Genomic DNA, 25,301 nt, shown 5'->3' with positions numbered 1-25,301 from the left:
ATATTTTTTCCTCCCTCCTTTAACAAAAAAAGGACTTGGTCAGTGATCATACCTGATCACTAACCGAAGGCCTTTTATGAATGAATACTGTGTTAGAAAGATATTCTGTCACAGGAATTATTCAGCAGAAAATAGATAAGGATAGACAGGCTGATCTCCTTGGTGGATCTCGATTTCCAAATCAGGATGTTTTTCTGTTAGTTTCTCAGCAAATTCATTTGCTTGTTCAACTGTTCCTTCATCACCTGCTAAGATCGTTACGATCTCTGTGTCCTCATTGATCATTTGTTCTAGTGTACTTAACGCTGTTGCTGTGATATCTGGGTTAGAGATCATGATTTTTCCATCAATCATGCCTAAAAAGTCGCCTTCTTTGATCTCTACACCGTCGATTGAGGTATCTCTGATTGCGTGAGTGACTTGACCACTTACGACGCTAGACAACATTTCTGTCATCGTTTCTTTGTTTTCTTCTAAAGAAGCTTGATCATTGAATGAAAGCATAGCCGTCAATCCTTGAGAAATCGTTCTTGAAGGAACGACTGCTACTGGGATATCTGCTACTTCTGCCGCTTGATCAGCTGCCATGAAGATGTTTTTGTTGTTCGGTAAGACAATCACTTTATCTGCGTTCACTTCTTGGATCGCTTTAACGATGTCTTCCGTACTTGGGTTCATTGTTTGCCCACCACTGATAACATAATTAGCGCCTAAACTTTCAAACAGCTCTTGGACGCCTTTACCAGCAGCGATTGCTACGATACCATACGGGATACGTGGTGTTTCTTTTTTCGCAAACTCGTTCACTTCTTCATCATGTTCCAAAATCGTCTCATGCTGCAAGCGCATGTTGTCGACTTTGATTTTGACTAATGAACCGAATTTTTGTCCATAGTTCAAGACTTCTCCTGGGTTTTCTGTATGCACGTGAACTTTGATGATCTCGTCATCATTGACCACAAGTAAAGAATCTCCAATACCATCTAAATAGTTACGGAATTCTTCGTAGTCGAACGTGCTATCAACAGTAGGTCCTTCACCGATTTTCACCATGATTTCTGTACAATAACCAAAATGGATATCTTCTGTCGCCATTTGTCCTTGGACACTGCGATGGTGCTCTGCATTGACCATATCATCCATTTCTGCTGGAGAAGGTTCATATGTTTCATCCGCTTGGAATTCTCCATTCAATGCGCTTAAAAAGCCCTCATAAACAAACAGCAATCCTTGTCCTCCACTGTCTACAACACCGACTTCTTTTAGGACTGGAAGCAAGTCTGGGGTTTTAGCTAAAGCACGCTTTGCTCCTTTTACAACAGCTGTCATCACTTCAACGACATCGTCTGTACTCATAGCTTTCTTTTCTCCAGCTTTTGCTGCTTCTCTAGCTACTGTCAAAATCGTTCCTTCTACTGGTTTCATTACTGCTTTATACGCAGTTTCAACACCATGAGTGAATGCTGCAGCAAGATCAGAAGCATTTAATGAGACAACATCTGGAATTTGCTTAGAAAATCCTCGGAACAATTGAGACAAAATAACGCCGGAATTTCCGCGCGCACCCATCAACAATCCTTTTGAAAGCATTGCTGCTAATTCTCCTACTTTTTCTGAGGTTGAATCTACTACTGCCTTCGCTCCACTAGTCATAGATAGATTCATATTTGTTCCCGTATCACCATCTGGCACAGGGAATACATTTAATGAATTGACGTATTCTGCATTTACTTGCAGACGATTCGCACCAGCCTGCACCATTTCCTGGAACTGGCTTGCACTTATTTCTGTTACACTCACCTAGATAATCCTCCTTCAGATCGACTGCTGAGTTATCAGCCAGTCTCCTGCCTAGTCTGGCAGTACACGAACACCTTGTACAAAGACATTAACCGAATTGGCAGCTACACCTAATAATGCCTCTAGATTGTATTTCACTTTTTCTTGGACGTTGCGAGAAACTTCAGAGATTTTCGTACCATAGCTGATAATCGTATAAACATCTACAGCAATACCATTATCTTCTTGGCGGACAACTACTCCTCTTGAGTAATTTTCTTTACGCAAAATCTCAGTAATATTATCTTTAATTTGATTTTTGCTGGCCATTCCTACAACACCGAACACATCTGTCGCGGCGCCACCAACAACTGTTGCAATTACATCATTGGTAATTTCAATGGTTCCAGCTGACGTTTGAATTTTTACAGCCATGAATGAGCCTCCTTAACGGGTAAAATACTCCCATTTTTCTTCTATCATATTTTATCATAGCGCAACTTGAAATAAAAGGCAGTTACCCAAAGTACTCAAAAACCTTGCAAAATTTCAGGTATAACCCTGTTTAATTTACAATTATTCTTCACAAATGTCAATTGTATCCATGAAAATGTACTTGCAAATTTCCAATCTATATGATATGTTAGTCTGGTATGAGCTGAATTATTCTATTGCTCCAAATCAAGGCAAAGGAGGAAATTACCATGGCAAAAGTTTGTTACTTTACAGGTCGCAAGACAAAAAGTGGAAACAACCGTTCACACGCTATGAACTCAACAAAACGTACTGTTAAACCTAACTTACAAAAAGTTCGCGTTATGGTCGACGGAAAACCTAAAAAAGTTTGGGTGTCAACTCGTGCTTTGAAATCAGGAAAAGTTGAACGCGTTTAATTGAATGATACTTGGACCGTTCAGATAGTGAACGGTTTTTTATTTAATAAAAATTTTGGCGGGTGGAATTTTTGATTCCTCCCCTTTTTTTGTGTTTATTTTTGTTATACGAACAAATTGTGAAGTTATTTATTCCCAAATTTTATTTTTTTATGAAAACTAGACTCTTTTTAAGCAGAGAAAAACAAGGATATGATAAACTAAATACAACTTCATAGAAATTTGGTGGAAAATAAATATGAAAAAAAACTTAAAGTCATTCTTTAGAGAAAACGGACGCTACGCAGCAGCTAGTTTCCTGATTCCGTTTTTGATTTTAGCACTTGTTTATTTAAGTATCGGGATCTATCCCGGGAGCAGCAGAAGTATTTTGGCAAGTGATGCCTTTTCACAATTTTCTAATTTTCATGCAAGCTTCCGAAATGTCCTTCTTGGAAAGCAAAGTATTTTCTATACATGGAATGCTTCTCTGGGCTTGAATTATCTATCTTTGATTTCTTATTATCTCGGCGGGATCTTCACGCCACTGGTTTTCTTCTTTCCAAACCAGATGATGCCAGATGCACTTTATGTTCTGACTTTGCTTAAAGTCGGCTGTGCCGGATTAGCTTTTTGGTTTCTTGCACGCACGTTCAAGATTCCTCGCTGGGGGCATGTTGCACTTAGCGTCAGTTACGCATTGATCTCATTCATTACTGCACATTCGGAGATCATCATGTGGCTGGATGCATTTGTTTATCTTCCATTAGTGATTTTGGGGATTCATCGTGTCATGGATCTGAAACGGCCGAAACTTTTATTCATCAGCTATTTGCTCTTGTTTCTATCCAGTTTTTATATGGGCTTCATGATTGGTGTCTTTTCTTTCTTATATTTTATTGCCCGTCTATTGACAAACTGGTCAGAATACAAAAAATCGATTGTTCCTTATGGGATCACTTCTTTACTGGCAGGCGGCGCTTCAATGATCATTGTATTGCCAGCAGTACTGGATCTTCGCTCAAATGGCGAAGCATTGAGTCAAATCACTACGTTGAAAACAGAAGCGACTTCTTATCTGGATCTGATCATGAAAAACATGATTGGTGTTTATGACACCACAAAATACGGTTCGATTCCGTTCATTTACGCAGGTCTACTTCCGTTGGTCCTTTGCTTGTTTTATTTTGCCAGTCGGAAAGTACCGTTGAAAAATAAGTTTTTGTACGGTGGTCTTTTCGCCATACTTATCGCAAGTTTTTATCTTGTCCCATTGAATTTGTTCTGGCATGGTATGCATGCACCGAATATGTTTTTATTCCGTTATGCCTATCTGTTCTCTTTCTTAGTTCTCCTGCTTGCAGGAAAAGGATGGGAAAAGATAGAACAAGACGATCGTGGGCTGTTGTTAGGAATCATTTTGGTCGTAGCTGCTCTCTTTGCGGTGGCATGGGGCATCAAACCTGAAGGAAGCTACACCTATGTGACGATGACCTCCTTTGTATTGACAGTTGTTTTCTTAGGGATCTATGCTTTTGCTGTGGGATTTTATCAGCATAAAAAACTTTCTTTCAATCATCTAAGTATATTGTTGGTATTGATCATGTCTGCTGAGGCTCTAGTCAATACGAACAGCATGATCCATGGTATCCTTGATGATTGGAATTATGCTTCCCGCAGTTTGTATACGGATCCTTCTCCTGACTTGAAAGCTCTTGTAAATGAAACAAAAGAAGATTCTGACTCGTTTTACCGCTTAGAAAATCTGGATCCGGTATCGCCAAACGATTCGATCAACTACGGTTACAGTGGCATCAGCTTGTTTTCTTCTATAAGAAATCGTAATTCTTCCTCTTATCTGGATACATTAGGGTTCCGTTCAAGAGGGACAAATTTGAATATCCGTTACAATAATAATACTTTGCTGATGGATGGCTTTACAGGAATCAAATACAACATTTCTAAGAACGAAAGCACGTTCAGCAAATATGGCTTCCGCCAAGCTGGTCAAAGCGGCGACTATACACTGTATCAGAATGTCAATGCATTGCCACTGGCATTTACCGCACCGTTATCCGTTAATGATATTGAGCAGCCCGTAACAGATAATTTAACTAGTCAGACAAACTTGATCAATACATTATCTGGTCTAAATGAACAGTATTTTACATTCTATACGCCTACTTTGAAGAATCAGTTAAATACGACAATCACAAAAACAACGACTGGTGTGACTTATTCAGAGACGGCAGACAATCAACCGAAAGAGCTCACATGGGAAGTCCATGTACCTGCAAATACACAAGCTTACTTAAGTTTGTTCCCAACCAATTTTGCACAATTAGAAAGTTCTAGTGCAACGATTACTGTCAATGGTACATCGAGGAAAACGCAAATCAATATTTCTGGACAATACTATGATCTTGGCTATTATCCCCAAGAGACAACGGTGACATTTACTGCAAGTTTTTATGGGACGAAAGAAGTAAGTTTCATGGAGCCGAAAGTCGTTGGTCTAGATGTTGTAGCCTATCAAGCCGCAATGAATCAGATCAAAGAAAAAGGTGTCGAAATGGAAGCCTCTGGCAGAAAAGCTTCTGGAACTGTAGATACCGCAGAAGATTCTATGTTGGTGACGACTATTCCTTACGACAAAGGATGGAAAGCCGAGATCGATGGGAAGCCAGTCAAAGTCAGCAACTTCAAAAACGCATTCTTGATGCTAAAAGTTCCAGCAGGTAAACACACGGTTACTTTCAGCTACTTGCCTGAAGGATTTATAATAGGTGCAATCCTTTTTGTACTATGCATTGCATTGTTTATTCTCTATGTCTGGTACCTTGACCGCAATCAACCCTTCTATGGCACGATTGATCCAACAATAGAAGAAAAACCGCGAAATACACACAGAAGAAGACGAAGAAAATAAAGAAACGATGGAACCTGTTCAGACTGTCTGCCAAGGGCAATCAAAACAACGTTCCATCGTTTTTAGTTACAAAAAAGTAGTGTGGCAAAAAGAAGGTTCACTTATCCATGCTTCGTTCACAAGTTGTGATATTCATCAAACGTGAGAAGCTGTTTTTTGAAATTGTTTCTTGTGACTCAGAGCTAAATGGCAGGCTCACAACCTCTTCCTTAAACAGTGTTCAATCAGCTGTCCTTCGGTATTAGCTCAACAAATGGCAAAATATGAGAAACAATTTTGTTTTGGCTGTTCTTATTACTTGATGCAGAACCGCTTTTTCACAACCTCTTATTCATATTTCACTTCATACAAATAAAGTCCTTCAGGGTGTGCTGTAGGTCCTGCTGCATTACGATCTTTTTCGCAATAATATCTGGGATACTATCTTCAGGCAATCGGCCATTGCCAATTTTCAAAAGCGTTCCTACTAAGATCCGTATCATCTTATACAAGAAGCCATTTCCCCTAAAAGTAAACAACAATTCGTCTTTTGTTTCATTAACCTCCATCTTAGCCTCGTAGATCGTACGTACTTTATCCTCTATCGAGCTTCCTGATGCACAAAAAGAGGTGAAATCGTGGGTCCCTAATAAATCAGGAAGTGCCCGCTGAATTTTTTCCAAATCAAGGGGGTAAGGAAAATAACTTGCATAATGGCGTCGAAAAGGACTGCGTGGTTTCCCTATATCCACTCGAAATTGATAAGTTTTTTCTTTGACCAAATATCTTGCATGGAATTCTTCTGAAACGATTTCTACTTGTCTTACAGCGATATCCTCTGGTGACTGGGTATCTAACGCAAAACGCATTCGTTCTAACGGGCGTTCTTCTGGATAATCAAAATGGATCACTTGCCCGATTGCATGTACTCCGGCATCTGTCCTTCCCGAACCAAAGACCGTGATTTCTTTCCCATTTGCCATTTTTTGTAATGTTTTTTCTACTTCTTCTTGAACAGTACGTCCATTTGGCTGTTTCTGGAACCCATTGAAATTTGTTCCGTCGTATGCAATGATTGCTTTGTAACGTACCATGGTTTTCTCTCCTTTGTTTCTAAAAAGTTGTCTAGAAATAGTGGTTTTTCCAGATAATGTTGTTTGTTCTTTTTTTCAAATAAAAGAAAGAGGCCTGTGACATTAGTCTGCCACAGACCCTAATGTTTCTTGTCATACACTGCTCGCATACTTTCTTGCAAATAGATTAGCAAGAAAAGGATAGATAGCGGTCCACTGAACGTTTATCCTCTTAAAAAGATCAGCAGCACGGTTAATAATATAAAAGCAATGATAACCATCGTGTCTCTATTATGCCAATGCAAGACACGATATTTCGTTCTTCCTTCCCCGCCCTTGTAGCCCCTTGCTTCCATAGCGGTCGCAAGATCTTCCGCTCGGTTGAAACTGCTGACAAATAAAGGAATCAGCAAAGGAATGACTGCTTTCATTTTCTGAACTAGATTGCCTTCACCAAAGTCAACACCACGCGCGCGCTGAGCGTTCATGATCTTTTCTGTTTCATCCATCAATGTAGGCACAAAACGAAGAGCAATCGACAGCATCAAAGAAATTTCGTGGACTGGGAACTGTACGGCTTTCAATGGACGAAGCAAGTACTCAATCGCATCAGATAATTCCAAAGGCGGTGTAGTAAGCGTGAGTAGCGTCGACATAAAAATAATCAACACGAATCGGCAGAAAATAAAGAGACCGTTCATCACACCAAATTCAGTGATATGGAAAACACCCCAACTCCAATAAGTTTCTCCTCCGCTGGTGAACAAGATTTGCAAAGCTACAGTAAAGAGGATCAGCCAAATCAATGGGCGAATACCTCGGATAAAAAATTTCAAGTCTACTTTTGATAAGAAGACAGAAAATAATGTGAAAACTGCCAATACAAGATATGTTTCCCAATTATTTGCTAAAAAAATGATACCAATAAAATAAAAACTGGCTAATAATTTGGCTCGGGGATCCAATCGATGGATCAAGGAATTTCCTGGCATATAACGACCAAATATCAATTTATTCATCATGGGCATTTCCTCCAGCAGAATGGACGATGGCGTCTGCTAATTCTTCAGCTGTCAAAGGTAAGGTAGTGAAGTCCATCCCTTTAGCCATTAATTCTTCTGCAAATTCTGTGGCAGTAGGTACGCCTAACTGTTTTTCTTTTAGCCATTTGATGTTTTGAAAAACCTCTTGAGGCTGCCCGCTATTAACGATTCGCCCCTTCTCCAGTACATAGACATAGTCTGCAAAATTGGCTACATCATCCATTAAATGCGTCACTAAAACAATAGTAATCTGTTGTTCCTTATGAAGACGCCAAAACATCTCCATCATTTCTTTTCTGCCCTGAGGATCAAGCCCTGCCGTTGGTTCGTCCAATACAAGTACTTCAGGCTTCATGGCAAGCACACCAGCGATTGCTACTCTACGCATTTGCCCTCCTGATAGTTCAAATGGTGAACGGTCCAAATAGCTTTCATCCAGTCCAACTTGTTCTAACGTTTCTTTTGCTAGTATCAGCGCTTCTTCTTCACTGACACCAAAGTTTTTAGGACCGAAGGCAATATCTTTTGCCACCGTTTCTTCGAATAGCTGTGCTTCTGGAAACTGAAAGACGATGCCGACTTTTTTTCGGATCGGCTTTAGATTTTTATTATCCGTATCTGGCTGAATGTCGCGTTCTCCAATATGGACGGTACCGCTTGTTGGCTTAACAAGCGCATTCAAATGTTGGAGTAAAGTTGATTTCCCGCTTCCGGTATGCCCTACTAATGCTGTATAACTGTTTTCTTTGATCGTCATATTGATGTCAAATAAGGCTCGCTGTTCAAATGGTGTATTCGGCTGATAAGTGAAGTCTACTTGTTCAAAACGGATGTCCATAACCAATCCACCATCCTTTCTTCTGTCATATATTCACTTGGCACATCTATCCCGCGTTCTTTCAGTGCACGCTTCAGTTTTTCAGGAAATGGTAGATCTAGACCTAAATCAATCAGTTCGGGTCCCGCAGAAAAGATTTCTTTTGGTGTACCTTCACGGACAAGTTCTCCTTGCCTCATCACTAATATCCGATTGGCATTAGCTGCTTCATCAATATCGTGAGTGATAGATATAACGGTCAATTGACTTTCTTCTTTGATCTTCTTGATCGTAGAAATCACTTCTTCACGACCTTCTGGATCTAGCATACTTGTTGCTTCATCTAAAATAATGATATCAGGTCGTAAGGCAACCACGCCGGCAATAGCAACACGTTGTTTTTGTCCTCCTGATAAACGTGCAGGCTCGCGTGTAGCAAACTCAGCCATTCTAACTTTCTCAAGTGCATCTTTCACACGTATCAGCATTTCTTCTCTGGGAATCCCTTGATTTTCAAGACCAAACGCAACGTCATCTTCTACTGTCGAACCAACGAACTGATTGTCTGGATTTTGAAAAACCATTCCAACCATTTGCCGGATCGTCCAAATGTTTTCTTCATCCAATACTTGATTTCCGACTTTCACGACCCCTGATTCTGGCAGAAGTAGCCCATTGATTGTTTTGGCAAGTGTCGATTTTCCTGAACCATTGTGTCCAATAATAGCGATCCACTCACCTTTATCAATTGTAAAGGAGACATCTTTCAATGCGGGGCGAAGATCATCTGGCTGGTATTTATAATTTATTTTCTCTAATTCAATAATTGGCTCCATGATTACTCCTTCTTCATCCTAAAGTTCCTACTAACACTATCAAAAAAAGACAAAATTTTCAATTATTTCTCGCTTAAAATGTTTTTTTATGCCTTCAAGCAGAGATGTCATGACAGTTAATTGAAGGTATAAAAAAACACTTTATGATGAGTGCTTACTCCCCAAGCGATATTCGCTTGAGGAGCAGCGCTGAGCTAGACTCGGAAAAATATCTTCCAACATCATAACACTCTAAAAGAATCATCTATAAAGTGATGTTATTAGTGTGATTTTAGACAAGTTCTAAGACAACCATTGGTGCACCATCACCGCGTCTTGGTTCTGTCTTCAAAATGCGTGTGTATCCGCCTTGACGTTCTGCGTAACGAGGTGCAATATCGTTGAATAGTTTTTGTAAAGCTGATTCAATGACGATGTCCTCATTTTCTTCACGCACGCTGGCAACTTCATTACGTACGAAAGCCGCAGCTTGACGACGTGCATGCAAATCTCCGCGTTTACCTAAAGTGATCATTTTTTCTGCAGTTGAGCGAACTTCTTTCGCACGAGCTTCAGTAGTCACAATACGTTCGTTGATTAATAAATCAGTTGTTAAATCACGCAACATCGCTTTACGTTGGCTAGATGTGCGTCCTAGTTTACGATAACTCACGTTGGTTTCCCTCCTTCGTAAAAGGTTTTAATCTTCTTTACGTAAACCTAAACCTAAGTCGTGCAATTTTGCTTTAACTTCTTCTAATGACTTACGTCCTAAATTACGGACTTTGATCATTTCAGGCTCAGATTTATTTGTAAGTTCTTGTACAGTATTGATTCCTGCACGTTTCAAACAATTGTAAGAGCGAACAGACAAGTCTAACTCTTCGATTGTCATTTCCAACATTTTTTCTTTTTGTGTTTCTTCTTTTTCGACCATGATTTCAGCATTTTTTGCTTCATCAGTTAAGTTCACAAAAATATCCAAATGTTCAGTCATGATTTTCGCAGATAAACTCATTGCTTCCAACGGTTCGATTGAACCATCTGTCCAAATCTCCATCGTCAATTTATCAAAATCTTCACGGTGTCCAACACGTGTGTTCTCAACTTGATAGTTCACACGACGAACAGGTGTGTAGATTGAATCGACTGGAAGAACGCCAATTGGCATATCTTCTTTTTTATTTTCATCTGCTTGAACATAACCACGTCCAGGTTTCACTGTTAAGCGAGCATGGAACGTAGCTCCTTCAGAGACACTACAGATGTACATATCTTTGTTAAGAATTTCTACATCACTATCAACGATAATATCGCCAGCAGTTACTGTAGCAGGTCCGGTAATATCGATTTCAAGGGTTTTTTCTTCTTGGCCATACATTTTCAGCGCTAAGCCTTTAATGTTCAAGATGATTTGAGTGACGTCTTCTCTAACACCTTTGATGGTAGAGAATTCATGCAGTACACCATCGATTTGAATATTAGTGATGGCAGCACCTGGCAAAGAAGATAATAAAATACGACGTAGGGAATTCCCTAAAGTAGTCCCATACCCTCTTTCAAGAGGTTCAACGATGAACTTGCCATAATCTTTTTCTTCATCAATTTTTGCGATTCTTGGTTTTTCGAACTCAATCATTCTTATCTTTACCCCTTTCAAAACGAAAAGTGTCTTGTTCAATGACGTTACTGATAAAACTCAAAATGAGCGGCACTCATTAAACACGACGGCGTTTTGGAGGGCGGGCACCATTATGAGGAACTGGAGTCACGTCACGAATTGCAGTCACTTCTAAACCTGTAGCTTGTAATGAACGAATTGCTGCTTCACGTCCAGAACCAGGTCCTTTAACTGTTACTTCAACAGTCTTTAATCCGTGTTCCATTGCTGCTTTTGTAGCAGTTTCTGCTGCCATTTGAGCGGCAAAAGGAGTTGATTTTTTGCTTCCTTTGAAACCTAATGAACCAGCTGATGACCACGCTAATGCATTTCCGTGAGTATCAGTGATCATGATGATAGTGTTATTGAATGTAGAATGGATATGTGCAATACCTGCTTCTATATTCTTCTTCACACGGCGTTTACGATTCACTTTTTTTGCTGCCATGAAGTTTTAACCTCCTTCACTTAAGAATTATTTTTTCTTGCCAGCGATAGCGCGAGCTGGGCCTTTACGAGTACGTGCATTGTTTTTCGTGTTTTGTCCACGAACAGGCAATCCACGGCGATGACGGATTCCACGGTAAGAACCGATTTCCATCAAACGTTTGATGTTCAAGTTCACTTCACGACGAAGATCCCCTTCAACTTTTAATTTATCTACTTCCGCACGGATAGCATCTGTTTGTTCATTCGTTAATTCACGAACGCGAACATCTTCAGATACACCAGCATCAGCTAAGATCTTTTTAGCAGTAGTGTTACCAATACCATAGATATAAGTAAGTGAAACTACCACACGTTTATCACGAGGAATATCTACTCCTGCAATACGAGCCATATTTATAGCACCTCCAATTATCCTTGACGTTGTTTATGTTTTGGATTTGCTGGGCAAATCACCATAACGCGTCCTTTACGACGAATTACTTTACAATGTTCGCACATTGGTTTTACTGATGGTCTTACTTTCATGATAATACCTCCTGTAGTTTTACGGAGTACAATTATTTAAAGCGATAAGTAATACGGCCACGGTTAAGATCGTATGGAGACAATTCAACCGTTACTTTGTCACCAGGTAAGATACGGATGTAATGCATACGAATTTTACCTGAAACAGTAGCAAGAACTTGGTGTCCGTTTTCTAGTTCAACTTTAAACATTGCATTCGGCAAAGTTTCGACGACTGTACCTTCGACTTCAATCATATCTTCTTTTGCCACGCACAGTACCTCCTTGTACTTGTTTCGCATTTTCACACGATAAAATGGCGGAAACTGCAGTTCCCACCTCAAAATTCTCAAAATGGATCATCTAGAGGATTCTCTAGAAGTCGGACTGACATATTCTATCATAATTTATTGAACTTGACAAGAGTAACTGCATAATGCAAGTCGGCTACGGGCAATCGTGCTATTTTTCAATGATTTTTTGTACATCTGCAAATACAGCATCGATTTCACGAGCACCATCAATAGTGTTTAGCAAACCTTGTTCTTTATAATAAGCCAAGATTGGTTCACTATTTTTGATGTTGATAGCCAGACGATTTTTAACCGTCTCAGGTTTATCATCTTCTCTTTGATAGAATTCATGCCCACCGCAACGATCACATGTGTCTTCAACTTTTGTAGGGTTGAAAATTTTATGGTAAGTTGCTCCACAATTGCTGCAGATAAATCGGCCGGCTAGACGTTCGACCAAGATTTCTTCACCAACATGGATATCGATGACAGCATCAATTTTTTTATTCAAATCTTTTAGCATTGCGTCCAGAGCTTTTGCTTGATCTAGTGTACGTGGAAAGCCGTCTAATAAGAAGCCTTTCTCTGTATCTGATTCAGCTAGTCGCTCTTTCACGATTCCATTTGTTACTTCATCAGGAACTAATGCACCTTTATCCATATAAGACTTTGCTTCCAGGCCAAGAGCTGTTTCGTTTTGCATCGCTGCGCGGAACATATCTCCTGTTGAGATGTGCGGAATACCATAAGCGTCAATGATTTTTTCAGCTTGTGTTCCTTTACCTGCGCCTGGCAGCCCCATTAAAATGAGGTTCATTGTTTTCCCTCCTAATAAATGTGTGAGAACGTGTGTTGAGGAAGAACCTCAACACGCTTTCTTACTCAATGAATCCAACATATTTACGTTTCAGCATTAAGCCTTCTAACTGTTTCGCAGTTTCTAAAGCTACACCGATAACGATCAGTAAGCTTGTACCGCCTAATCCGATTGATTGTGGAAGATCCCAAACCATTTGAGCAATGATTGGAAGCAATGCCACTAAACCAAGGAAGACTGCACCAACTGTACTTAAGCGCATCAGTAATCTTGAGACATACTCTTCAGTCCCCTTACCAGGGCGTACGCTTGGTATATAACTTCCTTGCTTTTGCAAGTTTTCCGCTAATTTCTCAGGGTTTACTTGTACAAAGGCGTAGAAGAAAGTGAAGGCAACGATCAGAATCGTATAAATCGTAGCACCAGGTGCTGTATTATAGTTAAAGATCTCCATCATCACTTTATACCAGTTTTCAGAACCGAATCTACCACTCAATGCTTGTAAAACAGCATTTGGCGTAGCAATAAACGAACTAGCAAAGATAACTGGAATAACTCCAGCTGCATTTACTTTCAACGGCAGATAGCTGCTTGTAGGCGCGCCAGCGACGCGTTTCGTATATTGAATCGGGATCTTGCGTTCAGCTTGTTGGAAAAATGTTACGAATGTCACGATCAATAAGACCGCTACTAATAAAATGGCCACAAAAATAGCAGATTTCCATATGTCTGAAGGATCGATATTTATAAAGTAATCTTCATAAATTTCTCTGATACTTTCAGGCAATCTAGAAATGATCCCTGCAAAAATGATCATTGATACGCCATTTCCGATACCTTTTTCTGTGATCTGTTCTCCTAGCCAAGTAACAAACATCGTACCGGCTGTTAGAATCAAACCGATCGTTACGTAAGTTGCTACGTTAGGATTATTCACGAAACCTAATTGAGCGTATTGATTGAATCCAGCAGTGATACCGACAGATTGGATAAATGCCAATACTAATGTCAGATATCGAGTGGCTTGATTCAATTTTTTACGACCAACTTCCCCTTGTTTCGACCATTCAACAAATCGAGGCACGATGTCCATTTGAAGAAGCTGAATGACGATAGAAGCAGTAATGTATGGTGAAACCCCCATTGAGAAAATGGAGAAGTTTTGCATCGCACTACCACTTACCAAGTTCAACATGTTGAAAAATGGCAAAGAAGAAAGGTTTTGCAATGAAGCAGCATTTACGCCTGGTACAGTGATATGTGCACCTAGGCGAAATACAAACAACACAAATACAGTAAATAGGATTTTCGATCTAATGTCTTTTACTTTAAAAGCATCTTTTAATAGTCTAAACATTAGATCACCTCGATTGATCCACCAGCCGCTTCAATTGCTTCTTGAGCTGCTTTAGAGAATTTTGCTGCTTTCACAGTTAATTTCTTGTTTAGTTCCCCGTTAGCTAATACTTTGATTCCAGCTTTTTCGTTTTTCACGATTCCAGCTTCAACTAAAGCAACAGGAGTTACTTCAGCTCCGTCTTCAAAGCGGTTCAATACATCAAGATTGATGACTGCATAGTCTTTACGGTTCACGTTTGTGAATCCTCGTTTTGGTAAACGACGGAACAATGGTGTTTGTCCCCCTTCAAATCCTAAACGCACACCACCGCCTGAACGGGCTTTTTGTCCTTTTTGTCCGCGTCCGGCAGTTTTTCCGTTACCAGATGAAGTACCACGACCAACACGGTTACGTACTTGGCGTGAACCTTCAGCAGGTTTTAATTCATGAAGTTTCATAGGTTTGGCACCTCCTTAATATTCTAGTTCTGATTTTTTTAATTAAACTTCTTCAACGTCCACTAGGTGAGAAACAGTATTGATCATGCCTTTAATTGCTTCATTAGAAGGCTTAACCACTGAACTGTTAATCTTTGTAAGACCTAACGCTTTAACTGTATCGCGTTGGTTTTGAGGACGTCCGATAATACTGCGTTTTAAAGTAACTTTTAATTCAGCCATTATTGTTGTCCTCCTTATCCGATTAATTCTTCAACTGATTTGCCGCGAAGTTCTGCAACTTCTTCTGCACGTTTCAATTGTTTCAAACCTTCAACTGTTGCGCGAACAACGTTGATTGGTGTATTTGAGCCTAAAGATTTAGAAGTGATATCTGCTACCCCAGCTAATTCTAATACGGCACGAACTGGTCCGCCAGCAGCAACCCCAGAACCTTCTACAGCAGGTTTCATTAGGATTCTACCACCACTAAAAGCACCGATTACTTCGTGTGGGATTGTTGAACCAACCATAGGTACTTCAACTAAGTTTTTCTTCGCATCTTCAATTGCTTTACGGATTGCTTCAGGAACTTCTTGAGCTTTACCTGTACCAAATCCTACGTGTCCGTTTTTGTCACCGACAACAACTAAAGCAGCAAAACGTAGACGACGTCCACCTTTAACAACTTTTGTCACACGGTTAATTGCAACAACGCGGTCTTCTAATTCCAAATGTTTTGGATCGATATAAACCATGAATGGTATTCCTCCTTCTTCTAAAATTCTAGTCCATTTTCGCGAGCAGCTTCAGCTAAAGCTTGCACACGGCCATGGTAAAGGTATCCACCACGGTCAAAGACTACTACTTTAATGCCTTTTTCAGCTGCACGTTCAGCAACTAGTTTACCGACAGCTTGTGCTGCTTCTGTTTTTGTTCCACCTGAAATTTCTTTATCCAAGGTAGAGGCACTTGCTAGCGTTACACCCGCTACGTCATCAATAATTTGAGCGTAGATGTTTTTGTTAGAACGAAAAACGTTCAAGCGTGGGCGCTCAGCAGTACCAGAGATATTGTTACGTACACGACGATGTCTCTTTTGACGTGTTTTGTTCTTATCTGGTTTTGTAATCACAATTGTCACCTCTTTATTTTTATTGTACTACTATTTCAAGCAGTAAATACGTTTCGAAAAATAGAAGCTGCGGCACAAGTAAAAATTTATTTTTTTGAAGGTAAACTTCAGCCAAATGCCTTTTTCCTGCTGCTGGCTTCTATGCAATTTTTCTAAACGATTATTTACCAGTTTTACCTTCTTTACGGCGTACATATTCGCCAACATAACGAATACCTTTACCTTTATAAGGTTCTGGAGGACGAGTTCCACGAATATTTGCAGCTAATTCGCCAACTTCTTCTTTGTTCGCACCTTTAACAATTACTTGTGTGTTAGCTGGTACTTCAACAGTTACTCCAGCTGGTGGTGTGATTTCTACTGGATGTGAGTAACCAACGTTCAATACAAGTTTTGATCCTTGTAATTGTGCACGGTACCCAACCCCGATTAGTTCTAACGCTTTTTGGAAACCTTCGCTGACACCTACAACCATGTTGTTGAAGTTCGCACGAGTTGTTCCATGAATTGTTTTCATTTCTTTACTGTCGTTTGGACGAGTGAAAGTCACTTCGTTTCCTTCGATATTCATTTTGATATCTGCTGAGAAAGTACGAGTCAATTCACCTTTTGGTCCTTTAACTGTAACGTTGTTTCCTTCTTGAGTAACTGTTACTCCTTCAGGGATAACAACGACTTTATTTCCGATACGGCTCACTTAAAGACACCTCCTTGTAGATTCTACTTGATTACCATACGTAAGCGATAACTTCGCCGCCGATATTTTTTTCACGAGCTTCTTTATCAGTGACAACACCTTCAGAAGTCGAAATGATTGCGATACCTAAACCGTTCAATACTTTTGGTACTTCGTCAGCTTTGACATAAGCACGCAAACCTGGTTTAGAGATACGTTTTAAGTTTGTGATAACACGTTCGCCGTTTTTACCAAATTTTAGGAAAACACGGATCACGCCTTGTTTGTCATCTTCGATGTATTCAACATCACGAACGAAACCTTCACGTTTCAAGATTTCAGCGATGTCACGTTTAATTTTTGATGCAGGTACTTCTAAAGACTCATGTTTAACCATGTTTGCGTTACGGATACGAGTTAGAAAATCTGCAATTGGATCTGTCATGACCATTGATCTTTTACCTCCTTCTTATGCGAATTTACTTTTTACCAGCTAGCTTTCTTCACGCCGGGAATTTGACCTTTATAGGCAAGTTCGCGGAAGCAAATACGGCAAAGATGGAACTTACGATAAACTGAATGTGGACGTCCGCAACGTTCGCAACGAGTATAAGCTTGTGTTGAAAATTTTGCAGGACGTTTGTTTTTAGCAATCATTGATTTTTTAGCCACGTAGTTCGCCTCCTTTAATTATTTTTGGAATGGCATGCCTAATTGTGTCAACAACTCACGAGATTCTTCATCAGAGTTTGCTGTTGTTACAATAACGATGTCCATACCACGTACTTTATCTACTAAATCATAATCTACTTCTGGGAAGATCAATTGTTCTTTAATACCTAAAGTATAGTTTCCACGACCGTCAAAGGCTTTTTTACTTACACCATGGAAGTCACGTACACGTGGTAGTGAAACTGAAACCAATTTGTCTAAGAATTCGTACATTCTTTCTCCGCGCAATGTAACTTTTGCACCAATTGGCATTCCTTCACGTAAACGGAATCCAGCGATTGATTTTTTAGCTTTTGTAATCATTGGTTTTTGACCAGTGATCAAAGTTAATTCTTCAACTGCTTTATCTAAGTTTTTAGCGTTTGATACCGCATCACCAACACCCATGTTGATGACGATTTTTTCAACTTTAGGTGTTTGCATAACAGAGCTATAGTTAAATTTTTCCATCAATGATGGAGTTACTTCTTTAAGATATTTTTCTTTTAGGCGGTTCATTCAGTAAGACCCTCCTTCCTTAAACTTTTATTTATCTAAAACTTCACCGGTTTTTTTAGAAACACGGACTTTTTTGCCGTCTACTTCTTTGTAGCCAACTCGGCCAGCTACACCAGTAGAGTCAACCACCATCACGTTAGAAACATGAATTGGCGCTTCCATCTCAACAATTCCACCTTGAGGAGCAGCTTGAGAAGGTTTTTGGTGTTTTTTAACGACATTTACACCTTCGACAATAACTTTATCTTTTTTCGGGAACGCTGCTAGTACAACGCCTTCTTTGTTTTTGTCTTTTCCAGTGATAACTTTAACTTTATCGCCTTTTTTAACAAACATAACTGTTTCGCACCTCCTTTGATAAGTGTCTCAAGATTATAAAACTTCTGGTGCTAGTGAAACGATCTTCATGAAGTTGTTTTCACGTAGTTCACGTGCAACTGGCCCAAAGATACGTGTTCCACGAGGGCTTTTATCATCACGAATAATCACTGCAGCATTTTCATCAAATTTAATATATGAACCGTCTGTACGACGAGCTCCTGATTTTGTTCGAACGATAACGGCTTTAACGACGTCACCTTTTTTGACAACCCCACCTGGCGTTGCTTGTTTAACCGTAGCAACGATCACATCACCGATGTTAGCAGTTTTACGACCAGATCCACCAAGGACTTTGATCGTCAAAATTTCACGTGCGCCTGAGTTATCAGCGACTTTTAAACGACTTTCTGCTTGGATCACGTTGTGTATCCTCCTTTCAGATTTTGCATTCAATCTATATAGGAAAATCTCGTGTTATTAGATAATAACTGCTTCTTCGACTACTTCCAACAAACGGAAACGTTTTGTAGCTGATAATGGACGAGTTTCCATAATTCTCACGATGTCGCCAACTTTTGCTGTGTTGTTTTCATCATGCACTTTGTATTTCTTAGAATAGTTCATGCGTTTGCCATAGATAGGGTGGTTTTTCTTTGTTTCGACAGCAACGGTAATTGTTTTATCCATTTTGTCTGAAACCACGCGACCTTGATAAACTTTGCGTTGATTTCTTCCTTCAGTCATACGCTTAATGGCCTCCTTCCATAATTACTTAGCTTGTTCACGCAACACAGTTTTGATGCGTGCAATCGATTTACGTACTTCTTTAATACGTGCAGTGTTTTCTAATTGACCTGTTGCTAATTGGAATCTAAGATTAAACAATTCTTCTTTTAATTGTTTTTCTTGATCAAGCATTTCGGCAGTGGTTAATTCTCTGATTTCTTTAACCTTCATTCGATTCACCACCCATTTCCTCACGTTTTACGATCTTAGTTTTCATTGGTAATTTGTGAGAAGCTAGACGTAACGCTTCACGAGCTACTTCTTCAGGAACGCCTGCGATTTCAAACATGATTTTACCACGTTTTACTGGTGCAACCCATCCTTCAGGTGCCCCTTTACCAGAACCCATACGTACCCCAATTGCTTTGGCAGTATAAGATTTGTGAGGGAAAATTTTAATCCATACTTTCCCACCACGTTTCATGTAACGAGTCATTGCGATACGAGCAGCTTCGATTTGGCGGTTTGTGATCCAATGTGAATCAACAGCTTGCAAACCGTATTCACCGAATGCTACTTCTTTTCCGCCTTTAGCTTCCCCGCGCATTTTTCCGCGGAATTCACGACGGTGTTTTACACGTTTAGGTACTAACATGATTATTTCCCTCCTTTCTCAGTGTTTTTTTTAGTTGGAAGAATTTCTCCACGATAGATCCACACTTTAACTCCTAGTTTTCCGTATGTTGTATCTGCTTCTTCCCATGCGTAATCAATGTCCGCACGTAAAGTATGAAGAGGAACAGTTCCCTCTGAGTATCCTTCTGAACGAGCGATATCTGCTCCGTTTAGACGACCAGATACTTGAGTTTTGATACCTTGAGCGCCAGCACGCATTGAGCGTTGGATCGCTTGTTTTTGAGCGCGACGGAAAGCAACACGGTTTTCTAATTGACGTGCGATTCCTTCACCTACTAATTTTGCATCTAGATCTGGTTTTTTGATTTCCACGATGTTGATGTGGATTCTTTTACCAGTTAATTTGTTTAATTCTTTTCTTAGGCTTTCGACTTCAGAACCGCCTTTACCAATAACCATACCTGGTTTAGCTGTGTGAATTGAAATGTTTACGCGACCTGTTGCACGTTCGATTTCAACTGTTGATACAGCAGCATCAGCAAGTTTAGTTGAAATAAATTTACGGATTCTTAAATCTTCGTGTAAGAACTCAGCATACTCTTTTTCAGCATACCATTTAGCATCCCAGTCGCGGATGATGCCTACACGCATTCCAATTGGATGTACTTTTTGACCCACTGATTATCCCTCCTTATTTTTCTGATACGACTACCGTGATATGACTTGTACGTTTGTTGATTGGAGAAGCTGATCCTTTTGCACGAGGACGGAAACGTTTCATTGTAGGTCCTTCGTTAACAAAAGCTTCGGTTACTACCAAGTTTTCAACATCTAAGTCAAAGTTATTTTCTGCATTCGCAACTGCTGACATCAATACTTTTTCAATGATTCCAGCAGATTTGTTTGGTGTGAATTTCAAGATTGAAATTGCATCTGCGACACTTTTACCTCTGATAAGGTCAATTACTAAACGGGCTTTTCGAGGTGAAGTGCGAACTGTTTTTGCAGTTGCTTTAGCTGATGTGATTTGTTCTGCCATTTGGATTTATCCTCCCCTCAAATTAGCGTTTCGTTTTCTTATCGTCAGCAGCATGTCCACGATAAGTTCTTGTAGGTGCAAATTCACCTAATTTGTGTCCTACCATGTCTTCTTGGATGTAAACTGGTACATGTTTACGTCCATCATAAACTGCGATGGTATATCCAACAAAACTTGGGAAAACTGTTGAACGGCGTGACCAAGTTTTGATAACTTTTTTCTTTTCAACCCCTGCTTGAGCTTCAACTTTTTTCATTAAATGCTCATCGACAAAAGGTCCTTTCTTTAAACTACGACCCATGGTGAACCTCCTCTCAAAATGTGCGACACATGGTCAAAGTAATTATTTATTTTTGCGACGACGAACAATAAGTTTGTCTGATTTAGCTTTTTTGTTACGAGTTTTGTAACCAAGAGCTGGTTGACCCCAAGGAGAAACTGGTGCTTTACGTCCAATAGGAGCTTTACCTTCACCACCACCGTGTGGGTGATCATTAGGGTTCATTACGCTACCACGTACAGTTGGGCGTTTACGCATCCAACGAGAGCGTCCAGCTTTACCGATGTTGATTAATTCGTGTTGTTCGTTACCTACAGAACCGATTGTTGCGCGGCATGCAGCTAAGATCATACGAACTTCACCAGAGTTCAAGCGGATCAATACGTATTTGCCTTCTTTACCAAGTACTTGAGCACTTGTACCAGCAGAACGGATCAATTGTCCACCTTTACCAGGTTTCATTTCAATGTTGTGGATAACAGTACCAACTGGAATGTTTTCTAATGGAAGAGCATTTCCGACTTTGATATCTGCTTCTGGACCTGAAACAAGTTTCATACCCACTTCTAGTCCTTTAGGTGCTAAGATGTAAGCTTTCACTCCATCTTCATAGTGTACTAACGCGATGTTAGCTGAACGGTTTGGATCATATTCGATCGTTTGAACAGTTGCAACAACGTTGTCTTTGTTACGTTTGAAGTCGATCACGCGATATTGGCGTTTGTGTCCGCCACCTTGATGACGTACAGTGATGCGGCCGTTGTTGTTACGTCCAGCATGGTTTTTCAATGGTTGTAACAATGATTTTTCAGGTGTTGATGTTGTGATTTCAGCAAAATCAGAACCTGTCATGTTACGACGACCATTTGAGGTAGGTTTGTACTTTTTAATCGCCACGTTTTTCCCTCCTAATTTAATGAGTTATCTATTAGCGCTTATTCAGCAGCTTCGAATAATTGGATTTCTTTTGAATCTTCAGTCAATGTAACGATCGCTTTGCGACGTTTTTTTGTATATCCTGCATATTTGCCCATACGTTTGAATTTCGCACGTACGTTCACGATGTTCACGTTTTTGACTTTAACGTCAAAAGCAGCTTCTACCGCTTGTTTTACTAAAGTTTTGTTTGCGCGAGTGTCCACTTCAAAAGTGTATTTCTTGTCGTCCATGGCAAGCATTGATTTTTCAGTGATCACTGGGCGTTTGATTACGTCTAGTAAGTTCATTATGCAAGCACCTCCTCAATTTGAGTAAGAGCAGTTTGTGTTGCTAACACTTTTGTATTTGATACAACGTCTAGCACACTCACATTATCAGAAGTTACTACAGAAACGTTTGGTAAGTTACGTGCTGATAAAGCAGCAAAGTCGTTACCTTTTTCTAGAACAACCAATACTTTAGAGTCGATAGATAAGTTAGCAAGAACTTGTTTGAATTCTTTTGTTTTTGGTGCGTCGAAGTTCAAGCCTTCGATTGCTACCAAGTTGTTTTCAGCAACTTTTTCTGACAATACAGATTTCATTGCTAAACGACGAACTTTTTTAGGAAGTTTGTAGCTGTAAGAACGTGGTGTTGGTCCAAAGACTACGCCACCTCCACGCCATTGTGGTGAGCGGATAGATCCTTGACGTGCACGACCTGTTCCTTTTTGACGCCATGGTTTACGTCCACCGCCACGAACAGCGCTACGGTTTTTAACCGCGTGTGTTCCTTGTCTTAATGACGCACGTTGCATTACGATTGCATCGTAAACAACACTTTCATTAGGTTCAATTCCGAAGATTTCTTCGTTAAGTGTGATTTCATCGTTTTGGCTTCCATCTTGTTTGAATAATGCTACATTCGGCATTCCTTAGTTCCTCCTTTCTTCCTACAATTATTTAGCTTTCACAGCTGATTTGATAGTGATTAAAGATTTTTTCGCTCCAGGAACATTACCTTTGATCAAGATAACATTTCTTTCTGCATCTACACGTACAACTTCCAAGTTTTGGATAGTTACGCGGTTGCCACCCATACGGCCAGCAAGACGTTTGTTTTTGAATACACGGTTAGGTGCAACTGGACCCATTGACCCAGGACGACGATGGTAACGAGAACCGTGAGCCATTGGTCCGCGGCTTTGTCCATGGCGTTTGATAACCCCTTGGAATCCTTTACCTTTCGTAGTACCTGTTACATCAATAATGTCTCCTGCTTGGAAAACATCTACTGTAATTTCTTTTCCTACTTCATATTCTCCTAGCTCAACATTTTTGAATTCACGAATGAAGCGCTTAGGAGCCGTGTTTGCTTTTGCAACATGACCTTTCGCAGGTTTGTTTGATAAAACTTCACGCATATCTTGGTAACCAACTTGAATAGCTTCGTAGCCATCCGTTTCCATTGTTTTCACTTGTAGTACTACGTTTGGCGTAGCTTCTACAACAGTAACTGGAATTAATTCACCAGATTCAGTGAAGATTTGTGTCATTCCCACTTTTTTCCCTAAGATTCCTTTGGTCATGAGTACACCTCCATTATTTTTGTTTTAGTTTTATAATTTGATTTCGATGTTTACACCAGATGGTAAGTCTAGCTTCATCAAAGCATCAACAGTTTTTGGTGTTGGGTTCACAATGTCGATAAGACGTTTGTGTGTACGCATTTCGAATTGTTCGCGTGAATCTTTGTATTTATGAGTCGCACGAATGATTGTGTAAAGACTGCGTTCAGTTGGTAATGGAATTGGACCAGACACGCTAGCTCCAGTTCTTTTTGCAGTTTCCACGATTTTATCCGCTGATTGATCTAAAATACGGTGTTCATACGCTTTTAAACGGATACGAATTTTTTGTTTTGCCATCTTGTTCCCTCCTTCGCCTATTTTGAAAAGTAGACATAGCTCCACGAAAATTTCCGTCACGCTCGTTCGTGGCAAAGCGTCCGGGCGTGTCGCAACCTCTCGTTTCTTAGCCGACGAAATCAATCTGATTACGTCTGTGCAATTCACTAAAGTAAACGCACCTTTGTCATTATAATATATATAAACTCACAACGCAAGGCTTTTTCTTGTAAAAAACATTTTGTTTTCATAAAGTTTCATTTAGAAAATACTGACTCTTTTATTTCGTGTTTCTTCTATTATAATGCTCCTGTCTTTTTCCCTGATCCTACAATAAATAAAAAAGCTCGGAACAAAGATCCTGAGATCTTCATTCCAAGCGATTACGTCCGAATAAATGTTGCTTAGTTTTGCTTAAATCAATTAAGCTTTGATTTCTGTAACGACACCGGCACCAACTGTACGTCCGCCTTCACGGATTGAGAATTTAGTACCGTTTTCGATAGCGATTGGGTGGATTAATTCAACTTCCATTGTTACGTTGTCGCCAGGCATAACCATTTCAGTTCCTTCTGGTAATTCAACAACACCTGTTACGTCAGTTGTACGGAAGTAGAATTGTGGACGGTAGTTAGTGAAGAATGGAGTGTGACGTCCACCTTCTTCTTTTGTCAACACGTATACTTCTGCAGAGAATTTTGTATGAGGTGTGATTGTACCTGGTTTAGCTAAAACTTGTCCACGTTGGATGTCTTCACGTGCAACACCACGTAGTAAAGCACCAATGTTGTCTCCAGCTTCAGCGTAGTCTAACAATTTACGGAACATTTCAACACCAGTAACTGTTGTTTTTGAAGTTTCTTCAGCAATACCGACAACTTCAACTTCGTCACCAACGCGAACTTGTCCACGTTCCACACGACCTGTAGCAACAGTACCACGTCCAGTGATTGAGAACACGTCTTCAACTGGCATCATGAATGGTTTGTCGTTGTCACGTTCTGGAGTTGGGATGTATTCGTCAACTGCAGCCATCAATTCAAGAATTTTTTCTTCGTATGAAGCGTCGCCTTCTAGAGCTTTCAAAGCTGAACCAGCAACTACAGGAACATCGTCACCAGGGAATTCGTATTCTGTTAATAGGTCACGAACTTCCATTTCAACTAATTCTAGTAATTCTTCGTCATCAACCATGTCTACTTTGTTCAAGAATACAACGATGTAAGGAACACCAACTTGACGAGACAATAGGATGTGTTCACGAGTTTGAGGCATTGGGCCGTCAGCAGCAGAAACTACCAAGATAGCTCCGTCCATTTGAGCAGCACCAGTGATCATGTTTTTAACGTAGTCCGCGTGTCCTGGGCAGTCAACGTGAGCGTAGTGGCGTGTATCTGTTTCATACTCAACGTGAGCTGTTGAGATTGTGATTCCGCGTTCGCGTTCTTCTGGAGCACCATCGATTTGATCGTAAGCCATAGCTTGGCCGCCGTTTTTCTTAGATAGTACAGTTGTGATTGCAGCTGTTAATGTAGTTTTACCATGGTCAACGTGTCCGATAGTACCAATGTTAACGTGTGGTTTAGAACGGTCAAATTTTTCTTTTGCCATTTTAAAATGTCCTCCT

General features: G+C 40.1%; 37 protein-coding genes and 1 pseudogene. 2 read left to right on the top strand and 36 right to left on the bottom strand.

What is annotated here, in order from left to right; genetic code table 11:
- Positions 1 to 117: 117 nt before the first annotated feature.
- Both FTX43_RS05080 and FTX43_RS05075 read right to left on the bottom strand, forming a co-directional pair.
- Positions 118 to 1,800: a DAK2 domain-containing protein gene (locus FTX43_RS05080; protein ID WP_073490521.1), complete on the bottom strand. Its 1,683-nt coding sequence runs from the start codon at positions 1,798 to 1,800 to the stop codon at positions 118 to 120.
- A 51-nt stretch (positions 1,801 to 1,851) separates the two neighbouring features.
- Positions 1,852 to 2,214, bottom strand: coding sequence for an Asp23/Gls24 family envelope stress response protein (locus FTX43_RS05075; RefSeq protein ID WP_002290464.1), 363 nt, complete (start codon positions 2,212 to 2,214; stop codon positions 1,852 to 1,854).
- 269 nt (positions 2,215 to 2,483) lie between these two features.
- Here FTX43_RS05075 and rpmB point away from each other — a divergent pair, with 269 nt between their 5' ends.
- Both rpmB and FTX43_RS05060 read left to right on the top strand, forming a co-directional pair.
- Positions 2,484 to 2,672 carry a 50S ribosomal protein L28 gene (gene rpmB / locus FTX43_RS05065; protein WP_002290463.1) on the top strand — a complete coding sequence of 63 codons (189 nt, stop codon included), beginning with the start codon at positions 2,484 to 2,486 and terminating at the stop codon, positions 2,670 to 2,672.
- A 238-nt stretch (positions 2,673 to 2,910) separates the two neighbouring features.
- Positions 2,911 to 5,580 (top strand): YfhO family protein, encoded by a 2,670-nt coding sequence (locus FTX43_RS05060; protein WP_073490522.1) that lies wholly within the window; start codon positions 2,911 to 2,913, stop codon positions 5,578 to 5,580.
- A 327-nt stretch (positions 5,581 to 5,907) separates the two neighbouring features.
- Here the strand turns inward: FTX43_RS05060 and truA are convergent.
- From truA to tuf, 34 genes and pseudogenes are all read right to left on the bottom strand, one after another.
- Positions 5,908 to 6,653, bottom strand: a pseudogene (truA, locus tag FTX43_RS05055) (tRNA pseudouridine(38-40) synthase TruA).
- A 203-nt stretch (positions 6,654 to 6,856) separates the two neighbouring features.
- Positions 6,857 to 7,654 (bottom strand): energy-coupling factor transporter transmembrane protein EcfT, encoded by a 798-nt coding sequence (locus FTX43_RS05050; protein ID WP_073490523.1) that lies wholly within the window; start codon positions 7,652 to 7,654, stop codon positions 6,857 to 6,859.
- Positions 7,644 to 8,513 carry an energy-coupling factor ABC transporter ATP-binding protein gene (locus tag FTX43_RS05045; RefSeq protein ID WP_002290457.1) on the bottom strand — a complete coding sequence of 290 codons (870 nt, stop codon included), beginning with the start codon at positions 8,511 to 8,513 and terminating at the stop codon, positions 7,644 to 7,646. Before FTX43_RS05045 ends, FTX43_RS05050 begins: the two co-directional genes overlap by 11 nt.
- The gene (locus tag FTX43_RS05040; protein WP_073490524.1) at positions 8,489 to 9,328 is read right to left on the bottom strand and encodes an energy-coupling factor ABC transporter ATP-binding protein; all 840 of its coding nucleotides are present in this window, start codon (positions 9,326 to 9,328) and stop codon (positions 8,489 to 8,491) included. Before FTX43_RS05040 ends, FTX43_RS05045 begins: the two co-directional genes overlap by 25 nt.
- A 271-nt stretch (positions 9,329 to 9,599) precedes the next feature.
- Positions 9,600 to 9,980, bottom strand: coding sequence for a 50S ribosomal protein L17 (gene rplQ, locus FTX43_RS05035; protein WP_002288716.1), 381 nt, complete (start codon positions 9,978 to 9,980; stop codon positions 9,600 to 9,602).
- A 27-nt stretch (positions 9,981 to 10,007) separates the two neighbouring features.
- Positions 10,008 to 10,946 carry a DNA-directed RNA polymerase subunit alpha gene (locus FTX43_RS05030; protein ID WP_002288715.1) on the bottom strand — a complete coding sequence of 313 codons (939 nt, stop codon included), beginning with the start codon at positions 10,944 to 10,946 and terminating at the stop codon, positions 10,008 to 10,010.
- Between the two features lie 79 nt (positions 10,947 to 11,025).
- Positions 11,026 to 11,415, bottom strand: a complete 390-nt coding sequence (gene rpsK / locus FTX43_RS05025; protein WP_002288714.1) for a 30S ribosomal protein S11 — start codon at positions 11,413 to 11,415, stop codon at positions 11,026 to 11,028.
- Positions 11,416 to 11,442: 27 nt separating this feature from the next.
- Complete coding sequence (gene rpsM, locus FTX43_RS05020; protein ID WP_002288713.1) at positions 11,443 to 11,808, bottom strand: 30S ribosomal protein S13; 366 nt, start codon at positions 11,806 to 11,808, stop codon at positions 11,443 to 11,445.
- Between the two features lie 17 nt (positions 11,809 to 11,825).
- The gene (gene rpmJ, locus FTX43_RS05015; protein ID WP_002288710.1) at positions 11,826 to 11,942 is read right to left on the bottom strand and encodes a 50S ribosomal protein L36; all 117 of its coding nucleotides are present in this window, start codon (positions 11,940 to 11,942) and stop codon (positions 11,826 to 11,828) included.
- Between the two features lie 32 nt (positions 11,943 to 11,974).
- Positions 11,975 to 12,193, bottom strand: coding sequence for a translation initiation factor IF-1 (gene infA / locus FTX43_RS05010; RefSeq protein ID WP_002288695.1), 219 nt, complete (start codon positions 12,191 to 12,193; stop codon positions 11,975 to 11,977).
- Positions 12,194 to 12,383: 190 nt separating this feature from the next.
- Positions 12,384 to 13,031: an adenylate kinase gene (locus FTX43_RS05005; protein WP_147606816.1), complete on the bottom strand. Its 648-nt coding sequence runs from the start codon at positions 13,029 to 13,031 to the stop codon at positions 12,384 to 12,386.
- Positions 13,032 to 13,092: 61 nt separating this feature from the next.
- Positions 13,093 to 14,388, bottom strand: coding sequence for a preprotein translocase subunit SecY (gene secY / locus FTX43_RS05000; RefSeq protein WP_002288688.1), 1,296 nt, complete (start codon positions 14,386 to 14,388; stop codon positions 13,093 to 13,095).
- Complete coding sequence (gene rplO / locus FTX43_RS04995) at positions 14,388 to 14,828, bottom strand: 50S ribosomal protein L15 (protein WP_002288687.1); 441 nt, start codon at positions 14,826 to 14,828, stop codon at positions 14,388 to 14,390. Before rplO ends, secY begins: the two co-directional genes overlap by 1 nt.
- 42 nt (positions 14,829 to 14,870) lie before the next feature.
- Positions 14,871 to 15,050: a 50S ribosomal protein L30 gene (gene rpmD / locus FTX43_RS04990; RefSeq protein WP_002290455.1), complete on the bottom strand. Its 180-nt coding sequence runs from the start codon at positions 15,048 to 15,050 to the stop codon at positions 14,871 to 14,873.
- 14 nt (positions 15,051 to 15,064) lie between these two features.
- Positions 15,065 to 15,565, bottom strand: a complete 501-nt coding sequence (gene rpsE, locus FTX43_RS04985) for a 30S ribosomal protein S5 (protein ID WP_002288681.1) — start codon at positions 15,563 to 15,565, stop codon at positions 15,065 to 15,067.
- Positions 15,566 to 15,585: 20 nt separating this feature from the next.
- Positions 15,586 to 15,942, bottom strand: a complete 357-nt coding sequence (gene rplR / locus FTX43_RS04980) for a 50S ribosomal protein L18 (protein ID WP_002288679.1) — start codon at positions 15,940 to 15,942, stop codon at positions 15,586 to 15,588.
- A gap of 160 nt (positions 15,943 to 16,102) precedes the next feature.
- Positions 16,103 to 16,639 carry a 50S ribosomal protein L6 gene (gene rplF / locus FTX43_RS04975; protein WP_002309839.1) on the bottom strand — a complete coding sequence of 179 codons (537 nt, stop codon included), beginning with the start codon at positions 16,637 to 16,639 and terminating at the stop codon, positions 16,103 to 16,105.
- Positions 16,640 to 16,670: 31 nt separating this feature from the next.
- Complete coding sequence (gene rpsH / locus FTX43_RS04970) at positions 16,671 to 17,069, bottom strand: 30S ribosomal protein S8 (RefSeq protein ID WP_002288675.1); 399 nt, start codon at positions 17,067 to 17,069, stop codon at positions 16,671 to 16,673.
- A 35-nt stretch (positions 17,070 to 17,104) separates the two neighbouring features.
- The gene (locus FTX43_RS04965) at positions 17,105 to 17,290 is read right to left on the bottom strand and encodes a type Z 30S ribosomal protein S14 (protein ID WP_002288673.1); all 186 of its coding nucleotides are present in this window, start codon (positions 17,288 to 17,290) and stop codon (positions 17,105 to 17,107) included.
- A gap of 18 nt (positions 17,291 to 17,308) precedes the next feature.
- Entirely contained in the window at positions 17,309 to 17,848 is a 540-nt protein-coding gene (gene rplE / locus FTX43_RS04960; RefSeq protein ID WP_002288671.1) for a 50S ribosomal protein L5, read from the bottom strand.
- A 27-nt stretch (positions 17,849 to 17,875) separates the two neighbouring features.
- Positions 17,876 to 18,184, bottom strand: coding sequence for a 50S ribosomal protein L24 (rplX, locus tag FTX43_RS04955; RefSeq protein WP_002288670.1), 309 nt, complete (start codon positions 18,182 to 18,184; stop codon positions 17,876 to 17,878).
- A 36-nt stretch (positions 18,185 to 18,220) separates the two neighbouring features.
- Positions 18,221 to 18,589 (bottom strand): 50S ribosomal protein L14, encoded by a 369-nt coding sequence (rplN, locus tag FTX43_RS04950; protein ID WP_002288669.1) that lies wholly within the window; start codon positions 18,587 to 18,589, stop codon positions 18,221 to 18,223.
- A 57-nt stretch (positions 18,590 to 18,646) separates the two neighbouring features.
- A complete protein-coding gene (gene rpsQ, locus FTX43_RS04945; RefSeq protein ID WP_002288668.1) occupies positions 18,647 to 18,913 on the bottom strand; it encodes a 30S ribosomal protein S17 in 267 nt (88 codons plus the stop codon).
- A 24-nt stretch (positions 18,914 to 18,937) separates the two neighbouring features.
- On the bottom strand, positions 18,938 to 19,126 hold the full coding sequence (gene rpmC, locus FTX43_RS04940; RefSeq protein WP_002288664.1) for a 50S ribosomal protein L29: 189 nt from the start codon (positions 19,124 to 19,126) through the stop codon (positions 18,938 to 18,940).
- The gene (gene rplP / locus FTX43_RS04935; RefSeq protein ID WP_002288661.1) at positions 19,116 to 19,550 is read right to left on the bottom strand and encodes a 50S ribosomal protein L16; all 435 of its coding nucleotides are present in this window, start codon (positions 19,548 to 19,550) and stop codon (positions 19,116 to 19,118) included. Before rplP ends, rpmC begins: the two co-directional genes overlap by 11 nt.
- 2 nt (positions 19,551 to 19,552) lie before the next feature.
- Positions 19,553 to 20,209 carry a 30S ribosomal protein S3 gene (rpsC, locus tag FTX43_RS04930; RefSeq protein WP_002288659.1) on the bottom strand — a complete coding sequence of 219 codons (657 nt, stop codon included), beginning with the start codon at positions 20,207 to 20,209 and terminating at the stop codon, positions 19,553 to 19,555.
- 13 nt (positions 20,210 to 20,222) lie between these two features.
- Positions 20,223 to 20,570, bottom strand: a complete 348-nt coding sequence (rplV, locus tag FTX43_RS04925) for a 50S ribosomal protein L22 (RefSeq protein ID WP_002290452.1) — start codon at positions 20,568 to 20,570, stop codon at positions 20,223 to 20,225.
- 22 nt (positions 20,571 to 20,592) lie between these two features.
- Positions 20,593 to 20,871, bottom strand: a complete 279-nt coding sequence (gene rpsS, locus FTX43_RS04920; protein WP_002288655.1) for a 30S ribosomal protein S19 — start codon at positions 20,869 to 20,871, stop codon at positions 20,593 to 20,595.
- A 42-nt stretch (positions 20,872 to 20,913) separates the two neighbouring features.
- The gene (rplB, locus tag FTX43_RS04915) at positions 20,914 to 21,747 is read right to left on the bottom strand and encodes a 50S ribosomal protein L2 (RefSeq protein ID WP_002290451.1); all 834 of its coding nucleotides are present in this window, start codon (positions 21,745 to 21,747) and stop codon (positions 20,914 to 20,916) included.
- A gap of 38 nt (positions 21,748 to 21,785) precedes the next feature.
- Positions 21,786 to 22,076 carry a 50S ribosomal protein L23 gene (rplW, locus tag FTX43_RS04910; protein WP_002290449.1) on the bottom strand — a complete coding sequence of 97 codons (291 nt, stop codon included), beginning with the start codon at positions 22,074 to 22,076 and terminating at the stop codon, positions 21,786 to 21,788.
- Positions 22,076 to 22,699: a 50S ribosomal protein L4 gene (gene rplD, locus FTX43_RS04905; protein ID WP_147606814.1), complete on the bottom strand. Its 624-nt coding sequence runs from the start codon at positions 22,697 to 22,699 to the stop codon at positions 22,076 to 22,078. Before rplD ends, rplW begins: the two co-directional genes overlap by 1 nt.
- 27 nt (positions 22,700 to 22,726) lie before the next feature.
- Entirely contained in the window at positions 22,727 to 23,356 is a 630-nt protein-coding gene (rplC, locus tag FTX43_RS04900) for a 50S ribosomal protein L3 (protein WP_002290445.1), read from the bottom strand.
- A 30-nt stretch (positions 23,357 to 23,386) separates the two neighbouring features.
- Complete coding sequence (rpsJ, locus tag FTX43_RS04895) at positions 23,387 to 23,695, bottom strand: 30S ribosomal protein S10 (protein ID WP_002290443.1); 309 nt, start codon at positions 23,693 to 23,695, stop codon at positions 23,387 to 23,389.
- Between the two features lie 402 nt (positions 23,696 to 24,097).
- Entirely contained in the window at positions 24,098 to 25,285 is a 1,188-nt protein-coding gene (gene tuf / locus FTX43_RS04890; protein WP_002290442.1) for an elongation factor Tu, read from the bottom strand.
- Positions 25,286 to 25,301 lie beyond the last annotated feature (16 nt).

This window comes from Enterococcus sp. DA9, assembly GCF_008000875.1.
Classification (GTDB): Bacteria; Bacillota; Bacilli; order Lactobacillales; family Enterococcaceae; genus Enterococcus_B; species Enterococcus_B lactis.
The sequence above is the reverse complement of the archived record's forward strand: the minus strand, read 5'-3'. Positions and strand labels throughout refer to the sequence as shown.

Excerpts from the sequence above, each read along its gene's own strand:
- FTX43_RS05075 (WP_002290464.1), bottom strand. The coding sequence starts at position 2,214 with ATGGCTGTAAAAATTCAAACGTCAGCTGGAACCATTGAAATTACCAAT.
- rpmB (WP_002290463.1), top strand. The coding sequence starts at position 2,484 with ATGGCAAAAGTTTGTTACTTTACAGGTCGCAAGACAAAAAGTGGAAAC.
- FTX43_RS05060 (WP_073490522.1), top strand. The coding sequence starts at position 2,911 with ATGAAAAAAAACTTAAAGTCATTCTTTAGAGAAAACGGACGCTACGCA.
- FTX43_RS05050 (WP_073490523.1), bottom strand. The coding sequence starts at position 7,654 with ATGATGAATAAATTGATATTTGGTCGTTATATGCCAGGAAATTCCTTG.
- FTX43_RS05045 (WP_002290457.1), bottom strand. The coding sequence starts at position 8,513 with ATGGACATCCGTTTTGAACAAGTAGACTTCACTTATCAGCCGAATACA.
- FTX43_RS05040 (WP_073490524.1), bottom strand. The coding sequence starts at position 9,328 with ATGGAGCCAATTATTGAATTAGAGAAAATAAATTATAAATACCAGCCA.
- FTX43_RS05030 (WP_002288715.1), bottom strand. The coding sequence starts at position 10,946 with ATGATTGAGTTCGAAAAACCAAGAATCGCAAAAATTGATGAAGAAAAA.
- rpsK (WP_002288714.1), bottom strand. The coding sequence starts at position 11,415 with ATGGCAGCAAAAAAAGTGAATCGTAAACGCCGTGTGAAGAAGAATATA.
- rpsM (WP_002288713.1), bottom strand. The coding sequence starts at position 11,808 with ATGGCTCGTATTGCAGGAGTAGATATTCCTCGTGATAAACGTGTGGTA.
- rpmJ (WP_002288710.1), bottom strand. The coding sequence starts at position 11,942 with ATGAAAGTAAGACCATCAGTAAAACCAATGTGCGAACATTGTAAAGTA.
- FTX43_RS05005 (WP_147606816.1), bottom strand. The coding sequence starts at position 13,031 with ATGAACCTCATTTTAATGGGGCTGCCAGGCGCAGGTAAAGGAACACAA.
- secY (WP_002288688.1), bottom strand. The coding sequence starts at position 14,388 with ATGTTTAGACTATTAAAAGATGCTTTTAAAGTAAAAGACATTAGATCG.
- rplO (WP_002288687.1), bottom strand. The coding sequence starts at position 14,828 with ATGAAACTTCATGAATTAAAACCTGCTGAAGGTTCACGCCAAGTACGT.
- rpmD (WP_002290455.1), bottom strand. The coding sequence starts at position 15,050 with ATGGCTGAATTAAAAGTTACTTTAAAACGCAGTATTATCGGACGTCCT.
- rpsE (WP_002288681.1), bottom strand. The coding sequence starts at position 15,565 with ATGGTTTATATCGATCCAAAACATTTGGAATTAGAAGACCGCGTTGTT.
- rpsH (WP_002288675.1), bottom strand. The coding sequence starts at position 17,069 with ATGGTCATGACAGATCCAATTGCAGATTTTCTAACTCGTATCCGTAAC.
- rplE (WP_002288671.1), bottom strand. The coding sequence starts at position 17,848 with ATGAACCGCCTAAAAGAAAAATATCTTAAAGAAGTAACTCCATCATTG.
- rplX (WP_002288670.1), bottom strand. The coding sequence starts at position 18,184 with ATGTTTGTTAAAAAAGGCGATAAAGTTAAAGTTATCACTGGAAAAGAC.
- rpsQ (WP_002288668.1), bottom strand. The coding sequence starts at position 18,913 with ATGACTGAAGGAAGAAATCAACGCAAAGTTTATCAAGGTCGCGTGGTT.
- rpmC (WP_002288664.1), bottom strand. The coding sequence starts at position 19,126 with ATGAAGGTTAAAGAAATCAGAGAATTAACCACTGCCGAAATGCTTGAT.
- rplP (WP_002288661.1), bottom strand. The coding sequence starts at position 19,550 with ATGTTAGTACCTAAACGTGTAAAACACCGTCGTGAATTCCGCGGAAAA.
- rplV (WP_002290452.1), bottom strand. The coding sequence starts at position 20,570 with ATGGCAGAACAAATCACATCAGCTAAAGCAACTGCAAAAACAGTTCGC.
- rpsS (WP_002288655.1), bottom strand. The coding sequence starts at position 20,871 with ATGGGTCGTAGTTTAAAGAAAGGACCTTTTGTCGATGAGCATTTAATG.
- rplW (WP_002290449.1), bottom strand. The coding sequence starts at position 22,076 with ATGAACTTACTAGACGTAATCAAACGCCCAGTGATCACTGAAAAATCA.
- rplD (WP_147606814.1), bottom strand. The coding sequence starts at position 22,699 with ATGCCGAATGTAGCATTATTCAAACAAGATGGAAGCCAAAACGATGAA.
- rplC (WP_002290445.1), bottom strand. The coding sequence starts at position 23,356 with ATGACCAAAGGAATCTTAGGGAAAAAAGTGGGAATGACACAAATCTTC.
- rpsJ (WP_002290443.1), bottom strand. The coding sequence starts at position 23,695 with ATGGCAAAACAAAAAATTCGTATCCGTTTAAAAGCGTATGAACACCGT.
- tuf (WP_002290442.1), bottom strand. The coding sequence starts at position 25,285 with ATGGCAAAAGAAAAATTTGACCGTTCTAAACCACACGTTAACATTGGT.